General features: G+C 44.7%; 1 tRNA gene and 2 rRNA genes. All 3 read right to left on the minus strand.

The window, feature by feature from the left end:
• Window positions 1-73: 73 nt before the first annotated feature.
• Window positions 74-149 (minus strand) — tRNA-Val (locus tag AC1DMU_RS29660).
• Between the two features lie 5 nt (window positions 150-154).
• Window positions 155-270 (minus strand): 5S ribosomal RNA (gene rrf, locus AC1DMU_RS29665).
• Between the two features lie 101 nt (window positions 271-371).
• A 23S ribosomal RNA gene (locus tag AC1DMU_RS29670) occupies window positions 372-474 on the minus strand; the annotation flags it as partial.

Consider the following 474-nt stretch of genomic DNA (forward strand, 5'->3'; position numbering starts at 1 on the left):
GACTAGAGGACTTGAACCCCCAACCTACTGATTACAAGTCAGTTGCTCTACCAATTGAGCTAAGTCGGCTAAATGGTGGAGGATGACGGGATCGAACCGCCGACCCCCTGCTTGTAAGGCAGGTGCTCTCCCAGCTGAGCTAATCCTCCGAATTGCCTGGCAACGTCCTACTCTCACAGGGACAAGGTCCCAACTACCATCGGCGCTAGAGAGCTTAACTTCCGTGTTCGGTATGGGAACGGGTGTGGCCTCTCTGCCATCATTACCAGACTGTATTCATTTAAGACAAGAATTATTGTAACTTATTTAACTTTTAAAGTCAACAAGTTTTTTATATTCTTTCAAAACTAGATAACATTGCTACATATTATATGGTTAAGTCCTCGATCTATTAGTATTCGTCAGCTCCACATGTCACCATGCTTCCACCTCGAACCTATCAACCTGATCATCTTTCAGGGATCTTACTAGCTT

This window comes from Bacillus sp. 01N45, assembly GCF_056399205.1.